The following is an 8183-nucleotide window of genomic DNA, read 5'->3' on the forward strand; positions in this document are numbered from 1 at the left end:
ATGAAAACCAAAGCCAAATCCTTGTAGTTGATTCCATTCATAGTTCAATTCTTGATTTAAGCATAATACCGCTATCTGCGGAAAACATTGCAGAGCACAGTTTTGGGGTATAGTCGCGGAGACACCCAAAAACGGAGCGGCGCAATGGTTTTCCGCAAGCTAGCCTTGTCAACTGTTGGGCTCTCTCCATGAGTAACCACACCATAAACACATTTCCGCCATTGGTGTTTTTACTAATTTACTACACTTTTGGCAACGATTGATAAATACTTCGTTTCCATGTTCTCTCAGGATTCTATTTCTCACTCGTCTCCTAAATATAGATACCCCTTCAGTCAACGCAGCCACTACATCGGGGTTATTAGTACTCCCCCACTTGTCACGCAAGCGATTTGCCATACTCTCTGAGCTAGATCCTTGTGCTTTCTCTTCCGCAAATGCAGCTTTTTGGGTCAGACATTCTAACTGAGTCATGAGATGTGGATAGTAGCTAAGAACATACCTATCTAGCTCCTCCTCTTCATCATATTTCTTCTCTTCCATGCATCGAACTCTATAGGCAGTTAACGAGACTGTAGAAAAATGGATTTCAAGTTCAGCATCTTTCTACCCAGATTTCTCTGGTCTATTTCATAATACATTTCGACAAAGTCTTGCTAATAACGCAACGGAAACATTGATATTAGCAATTTGACTCCAGATTGCTAATTCATTGTCCCGTAATGAGTCATCTTTTCAATATTATGAACCAAACAGTATAGCTGCCATTGCACCTGCACTTTCCTTTTGCCTCTTAACGAGAATCGATCGAGCCCTTTCGCTGTCCCGATGTTGGCAAAGACCCGCTCAACGGTGGACATTCGATGTCCGTAGACTTGCTTACCATAGTGGCTATCGACGCGCTTTTACATCCAGGTCGTAGGTGATGTGGACGTGCTTACCGTGAAGGAGACTTGCCTCCAGTTCCCCTTGGTCGTATTGGCTGAGTCAAGATTGCCCATGCACTCGTGTTTTCTCGGACGATGGCGACAGTCTATTAACCTGCCTTCATAGTCGAGCTTTTGTTTTCCGTAGCGATCTGTGGATTCGTGAAGCAGACACATATCTTTCCCCTCCGGGCAGACACAGGTTTTCAAGCGCTTATTAAACCGAAACTCGGACGCGGGGATCACGGACTTGGCGCATTTCAACGTGTCACGATAGCGCTTTCCATGCTGCTGTCTTTGGATGTTAAATTTCAGATCATGAGACCGGAAGGCCTTGTCGGGAATATACGCATTTATGGATTCGTCTTGCAAATAGGCGTAATTGGCTTCATTCGCAAGGCCAGTTTCCGCGGTAATAACGATTTAGTCTGCGACCAAGTCGCCAAATTTAGCCTCGTCATAACGCTGTCGGATATCGCCTAAAACAGGCTTCAAGGTGTGGTGTTCCTGGCTTTCGCCAAAGGCCTGGGCATCAACAATGATCTGGTGCTTCTTAACCACAGAAGCCGCACCATTGTAGCCTCGGAGAGTGCCTTTGCTGGTAAGCATCTTGCCCGACTCGTTATCGGTAATATTACTTTTGATCTCTTTTGGCCATTTTCCCTGCCCCATCGACCCACAAGGATGTGGGAAAAGCATGTTTTGGAGGAGCAAAAACCTGTCGGGGGAGGCTGTCTTTAGGAATTGGTCAATCTTAGTAGAGTGCTTGTCGAGTGTCGCTAAGGATTGTTCGAGTTGATCTTTGAGCTCCCGCTCGCCTTTGCGACGACGATCCAGCTTCTGATGTTCCTTCATACACGCTTTGATTTAACGTTGAATCTTGTCTCGCTTGCGAGTCAATTCTTCCAAGGCCCCGGAATGCTCCTGCGCGGCATTTGAACGTATCTTGCATCGGGGCGGCCTTCCGTCATCGATAGTAATGAGCTCATGGCCTAACAACCCCTGCTCATCGCAGACCATCAGCATCTGCGTGAAAATATCCTCGATGGTTTCAGGATGCCCGCTGATAAAACTCGCGATGCTGGTAAAGTGCGGTACCGTATCACACGACAACGCCTTAAATAGGATGTTGTTTTGGCATTCCCATTCGATGTCTCAACTGGATCGAACCCCATTGTAGTAGGCAAAGAGAATGATCTTTAGAAGAATCGCGGGATCGTAGGTGGAACGACCATCCACATTATTTTTTATTTGTCGTATAAGGCTGAGAGGTGGTGCTTTTCTTAAATAAGGTGATTGAGAAAAATTTCAAATGTACCCGGACGAATCTACTCTTCAAACTTGATCACAACACATCGTGTCTTGGTTGTAATTGGGTTTTTTGAAGATTGGCATCTTGCAACTCCCTGTAGCGATACCCGTTTTTAGCGAAAAGCCCTTTTTTTGGAGTTTTTTTATACAGTTTCAATCGGGATAGGGAGGCGCCTCACGACGCCTCTCCTCCCACACCACCGGGCATACGGGTCACGTACCACGGCGGTTCAAATCTCCATCGTTTATCACGCTGCCACACTAGGCAGCCCCAAGTTCTTAAAATATTTATTTGGCAACGCTGTATAAAGCGCGGGGCTCGCACTCAGTCGCCAGGGTCCGTGGGCAGACTTTGCCGTGTTCCAGGCGAGAAAGCGGTCGATCCCTCGTAACCGAAGTTGGCGATAGCCAGATCGACCCCATTGTTTCCAAATATAACACCGTAATCGTCGTCGTATCCATTTGTCCAGATCGCGCAGCGGGCTCAGTACTTCGGACAAGCCAAAGTACGCTTTAAAACCAAGCAGGTATTGTCTCATTTCTGCGACGATGGTGGTGATCGAATGTCCTCTCGTACGACGGCTTAATCGTCGAATATTGGATTTCAGTTTTTCTAAGGATTTCTCCGCAACTTTAATCCGCAGTCCTTTACGACTAAACGTGAACCCTAGAAATGTTCGCTTCCAAGGGCGATCTACCGCGCTCTTTGATGCATTCACTTTGAGCCTTAGTGAGTCTTCCAAATAACGCTGTAGACTTTTGAGTACACGCTCTCCAGCTGCCCGACTCCGCGTGAGTACAACAAAGTCATCGGCGTAGCGAGCGAAGGGGTGTCCGCGCCGTTCAAGCTCCCAGTCGAGGTCGTTTAATACGATGTTCGATAGCACCGGAGACAGTGGGCCGCCTTGCGGCACTCCCGTCGTGGTTGCTGTACATTCACCGTTGATCACAACCCCGGCTTTCAAGTACCGGTTAATTAATCTGAGCAGTCTGTCATCCGCGTGAGCGGATTTAAGCTTGCCCATTAAGAGATCGTGATTAACTTGATCAAAGAAGGATTCCAGATCGCAATCAACCATCCAATTATGACCATCTTGCATAGCCGCTTGCACATACTGAACCGCTTGATGTGCATTTCGGTTGGGACGAAAACCGTAACTGTTGTTATGGAATTTGAAGTCCCAGTGCTTGGAAAGCACTTGCGCGATGGCCTGTTGAATGAATCGGTCCAGTACCGTGGAAATGCCGAGTTTTCTCTTACGCCCACCGGGTTTCGGGATCTCTACGCGCTTTACCGGTTGAGGTGTGTAGCTACCCGTTTCCAGTTTGCGACGAATGACCGGCCAATGGTGTTTGAGAAATTCTGGCAGTTGCTCGGTGGTCATACCATCAACCCCCGGCGCGCCCTTATTACGTAGAACTTGTTTCATTGCCCGAGTCAGATTATCCCGATCCAACAGACGGTCAAATAATGATAAAACTTCGTTGGGATTTTGATTCAACTGAGTTTCCTATTACCAGTTCATCCAGTAAAAAAAAATTATTAATCATCGTGATGATTTAATCGGATTCTTTAAAGGCAGAAATTCTGCTTACAGATACTGTCTGGCAACACTGCCTCAGCGATGACTCTCCCAGATTTGTTCAGGCCTTCGATAGCGAGAGCACTATCTACTATGCCGTCTGCTGACTTCTGCACAGCGATCACATTAAATTGCTTTAATATCAGTTAATCCTTTAACACCGTGCAGATCTCTCAGGGTAAGGTCACTAGACTGTCGTTACGTAAGCTCTGAATTTATAAAATAGACGCCAGCCGTGAATGGAGGACTTAATGGTTGCGTGCCCACTGGTCCCACGTCTATCACACCTCATATTCAGTTCCTACGGAAGGCCGCCCCGATCGTAGCCCCGTAACTTTGTGGGAAGAGCTTCCTTCAGACCCAACCTCGCGATTACGCCCTTACTCGCCACTAACCTTCGGCTTCACGAATACCTGGTGCCAGGACTTTCACCTGACTAGTCTAGTGCCATGCCTGACACACACGCCAATATTCAGCGGCGGCCTTTGCGCAGCAAAGCGGAGAAAAGGCCGTCCGGTGGAGGCCCATCAGGGCCGGAACAAACTGAAATGAATGGTCAGGAGTGAGTCTAGGCATAATGTGACCGTAAAGAATGAATTATGTCTTCTCTTTCTTGCGACTCAACACGCTCATCTTCTGTACTGCAAATATAAGTAACGTATAGGGGATGGTTACAAACGACGACGGCTGGTTTGTCTATTTCCGGCTTTACGCCCCTGAAAAGCCGTTCTTCGACAAGCAGTTTACGCTGCCCGACTTTGAAGTGGTGAAGTAATGGCGGTTCCAGTTGCAGTCAGGTGGCTGCCACCGGGGTTAGCATCCGATGTCCGGAGGAACTTTGTGGCTGATGACATCAAGCAACCTATAGACGAAGGCTTATGAGTGTTGCAATGACCAGGGCAGCGGCGGCAAACAACAACGAACTGTTAAAGGTATGGCTTAATGCATACAGGCCATCCGACAGTAGCGGCCCGATAATCTGGCCGATGCCGTAGGCCAGCGTCATCGTTGCCAGCAGGTTGGTGCCGGACTGGCGTGCCGCCCGCTGCGCTGCGGGCATGGCAATGGTGACCGTGCCCATGAAAGTGCCGCCAACCAACAGGGCGCTCAATAGATAGCCCGGTCCCGAACTGAAAACCACCGGAAGTGCGACACCACACGCCTGAATAATGAGATTCAGACGCAGGGCACTGCTGGTTCCCAGCCGTTCGTGGACGCGGTGCCAGAGATAGCAGGAGGGTGCCGCGCCCAAGCCAAAGACCGCCCAGACGTGAGCCGGGTCCAGGTCGGGGAAGGCGGTTTTGACCAGTGTCGGCAGATAGGTCGCGGTGACGATATAGCCCAGGCCGGCGAGCCCATAAATCAGTATGAGCGGCCAGGCTGCAACGATGGCCGCATCGGCATTCGAAGGTGCCGTTTTACGCAGGCCCTCGACGATGCCCCGCCCGCCGTCGCCCGTGAAGAAGGCGGGGGCCGCCATCAGGCCGATGACCAGTGTCGCGATGCCGAGCATCAGCCACATCCCGAAACTGTCCAGACCCATCGCTTCCGCAAGTACCAGCAATTCCGCTGATACAGCAATCCCGACGCCCACGCCCGCATACAGCAGCGGCGCACCCCACGAATGACCGCGATGTTCCAGCAGCCAAATGGAAGCAGCGACCATGGACAACGCACTGAACAGTCCGGCGAGGCCACGGACCGCGACAATCGTTCCGGTAGAGGTCAGCAGCGCGAGTACAGTCAGGCAGAGGGCGGTACCCAGAATCGATAACTGGCAAAACCAGTGAGCCTTGTGGGCGCGCAGGCGGACGGCGAGCAGGGCACCCAGCAGATAGCCGGCGTAATTGGCGGAGGCTGCCAGACTGCCACCGCGCAGGCTGAGCACCCCCTCGTCCACCATGTGAGGATAAATGGCAGTAAAGGCAAACCGGCCAAAGCCCATGCCAATGGTCAGCACCAGGGCGGCCTGGATCGCGGATGTCCACTCGGAACGGTAGGCCGAGTGCACGGAGGACGACATGCTCATGACTTCACACCATGCAGTTGCTGCATCAGATGCTGAAACGCGGGCACGTTATAGCCCTCGCGCCAAACCAGTAAGGTGTCCGCCTGGCCGGCCGGCAACGCTATGCAGTCGGACGGCGTACTCGTCAGCGTCAGCACGCTTTCCGGTAGCAACGCCACGCTCGCCCCTGCGGCAACGCAAGCCGCCATCGCGTGGTAGGAAGCCATTTCCTGGATTCGCCAAGTGGTTGAGCCAGTAATGCCGAGCAGGGTCTCGGCAATGCTGCGATAGGTGCAGCCCTGGGGGAAAGCGGCCAGTGAGCGCGTCTGGATGTCGGCGACCTGATCGCAGCCGGATTCATGGGCGGGCAGCAGCAAACGCAGGTCTTCGCGCCACAGGGAGCGGGATGTGAGTCCCAGATCGTCCAATGCCGAAGCGTTCTCGAAGGATGGGGGCAACGCGATGAAGGCACAATCGAGTTGGCCGGCACGCACTTTTTCAAGCAGCGGCCGCGATGGGCCGGTGGTCAGTTCCAGTCGTGTCTCCGGGAAACCGGCGTGGTAGCCAGCCAGTACCGATGGCAGCCGGCTTGCGGCTGTGCTTTCCATGCTGCCGATCCGCAAGGTCCCGCCATTCACCCCACCCGAGACCACATGCCGGGCCTCCTCTTCAAGCGCCATCATGCGCCTCGCGTAGTCTAGAAAGTCCTCGCCTGCGGCGGACAGTGACAATCGCTTGCCGATCCGCATGAACAGGTCTGCCCCCAAATCCGCTTCCAAATGCTGGATGCGGGTGGTCACGTTGGACGGCGCCCGACCAAGCCGGGTGGCGGCATGAGTAATGCTCAGTTCACTGGCCACGGCGCAGAAGATTCGGAGTGATTCGGAATCCATGGTTTTCCTCTTGAGAGAATCTTCGTTGTGGATTATTCTTTAAATAATAATATATCACATCATTTATTCTCAAATCAAGAAGGAAAAGCCATGAACACAGATCAGGAATTTCTCGCCAGGCTCGGCATCCGCCTCCCGATCATCCAGGCGCCGATGGCCGGAGTGTCCACCCCGCAGCTTGCTGCGGCCGTCTCCAACGCCGGCGGGCTGGGATCGATCGGGATCGGAGCCGTGTCAGCCGACCAGGGGCGTCAGCAAATTGAAGCAACCCGTGCTTTGACGGACTGCCCCTTCAACGTCAACGTGTTTTGCCACGCCCCCGCACAACGGGATCCGGAACGCGAAGCCGCCTGGCTGAAGCATCTGGCCCCATTATTCGCCAAAGCCGGCGTTGAACCCCCGGCCGCGCTTAACGAGATCTATACATCCTTCCTGGAGGACGAGGACGCTTTCGACATGTTGCTGGAGCAGCGCCCACCAGTGGTCAGCTTTCACTTCGGAGCGCCTTCGCCGGAACGGGTCCGGGCTCTGCGGCAGGCCGGCATCTACACCATGGCAACCGCGACCCATGTGCCCGAAGCCGATCTCATTGAGCAGGCAGGTATCGACGCCATTGTGGCGCAGGGCATCGAGGCTGGCGGCCATCGCGGTATTTTTGATCCGGACGCCGGCGATGAGGGGCTGGCGACGGCCGTACTCGTCCGGATGCTGGCAAGAAGGACCCGGCGGCCAGTCATCGCCGCAGGTGGGATCATGGATGGTCAGGGCATTCGCGCCATGCTCGACCTGGGCGCGGCTGCGGCGCAACTGGGCACCGCGTTTGTGCTGTGTCCTGAGTCATCTGCTAACGAGAGCTATCGCCAGAACCTCAAGAGCGCCCGAGCGGCGACAACCCGCCTAACCCGAGTGCTTTCCGGTCGTCCCGCCCGGGGGCTCGTGAACCGGTTGGTACACCACGGTGAGGCACTTGGCAGCCCGGAACCGGCCGCCTATCCGGTGGCCTATGACGCAGCCAAACAATTGGCGGCGGCTGCCGCCAGACGAGGTAATACCGAATATGCAGCGCAGTGGGCGGGGCAGGGCGCACCTCTCGCCCGGGAACGAACGGCCGAAGAGCTTGTTGAAACCTTGGCTCGCGAGTTGGAGGGGCGCTGACCAGCTCCCGACGGTGGTAAGAGAAGCAAGGGACAGTTCATGTAACTTGCGGCATGGCAAAGGTAAAACGCGAGGTCTGTTCCCGAGTCACTATTGGGCTGATCAAAATTAGTACGCTTTGGCCCCTTTTACTCGTTTTGCTCTCAATGTATCGCAAGGGCAAAACGCAAGACCTGACTCCGAGGCCTCATTGCCGCCAGCGAGTCCAGAAAGCTCTGAGCCGATGCATTATGCGAAACCAACATTACCAACAAAGCAGCTAATCCAAACATTGGCCAACTCCATTTGCAGTCGTGGTAGACCACCT

The 8183-nt window shown here is 53.4% G+C and carries 5 protein-coding genes and 1 pseudogene; 1 reads left to right on the top strand and 5 read right to left on the bottom strand.

The annotated features are described in order from the left end of the window. Window positions 1-168 precede the first annotated feature (168 nt). The 5 genes and pseudogenes from ACXAFR_RS26955 to ACXAFR_RS26975 form a co-directional block, all read right to left on the bottom strand. The gene (locus ACXAFR_RS26955) at window positions 169-543 is read right to left on the bottom strand and encodes a hypothetical protein (RefSeq protein WP_475183168.1); all 375 of its coding nucleotides are present in this window, start codon (window positions 541-543) and stop codon (window positions 169-171) included. Window positions 544-704: 161 nt separating this feature from the next. Continuing rightward, a pseudogene (locus ACXAFR_RS26960) lies at window positions 705-2321 on the bottom strand (transposase). Between the two features lie 164 nt (window positions 2322-2485). Beyond that, window positions 2486-3739 (bottom strand): group II intron reverse transcriptase/maturase, encoded by a 1254-nt coding sequence (ltrA, locus tag ACXAFR_RS26965; protein ID WP_475183169.1) that lies wholly within the window; start codon window positions 3737-3739, stop codon window positions 2486-2488. Window positions 3740-4682: 943 nt separating this feature from the next. Further along, window positions 4683-5849 (bottom strand): YbfB/YjiJ family MFS transporter, encoded by a 1167-nt coding sequence (locus tag ACXAFR_RS26970; RefSeq protein WP_475183170.1) that lies wholly within the window; start codon window positions 5847-5849, stop codon window positions 4683-4685. Then, a complete protein-coding gene (locus ACXAFR_RS26975) occupies window positions 5846-6721 on the bottom strand; it encodes a LysR family transcriptional regulator (RefSeq protein ID WP_475183174.1) in 876 nt (291 codons plus the stop codon). Before ACXAFR_RS26975 ends, ACXAFR_RS26970 begins: the two co-directional genes overlap by 4 nt. Before the next feature lie 90 nt (window positions 6722-6811). On the opposite strand from ACXAFR_RS26975, the gene ACXAFR_RS26980 reads away from it, so the two are divergent. Then, window positions 6812-7876 (top strand): NAD(P)H-dependent flavin oxidoreductase, encoded by a 1065-nt coding sequence (locus tag ACXAFR_RS26980; RefSeq protein ID WP_475183177.1) that lies wholly within the window; start codon window positions 6812-6814, stop codon window positions 7874-7876. Window positions 7877-8183: the final 307 nt, after the last annotated feature.

It is taken from the genome of Pseudomaricurvus sp. ABR4_320 (assembly GCF_056159445.1).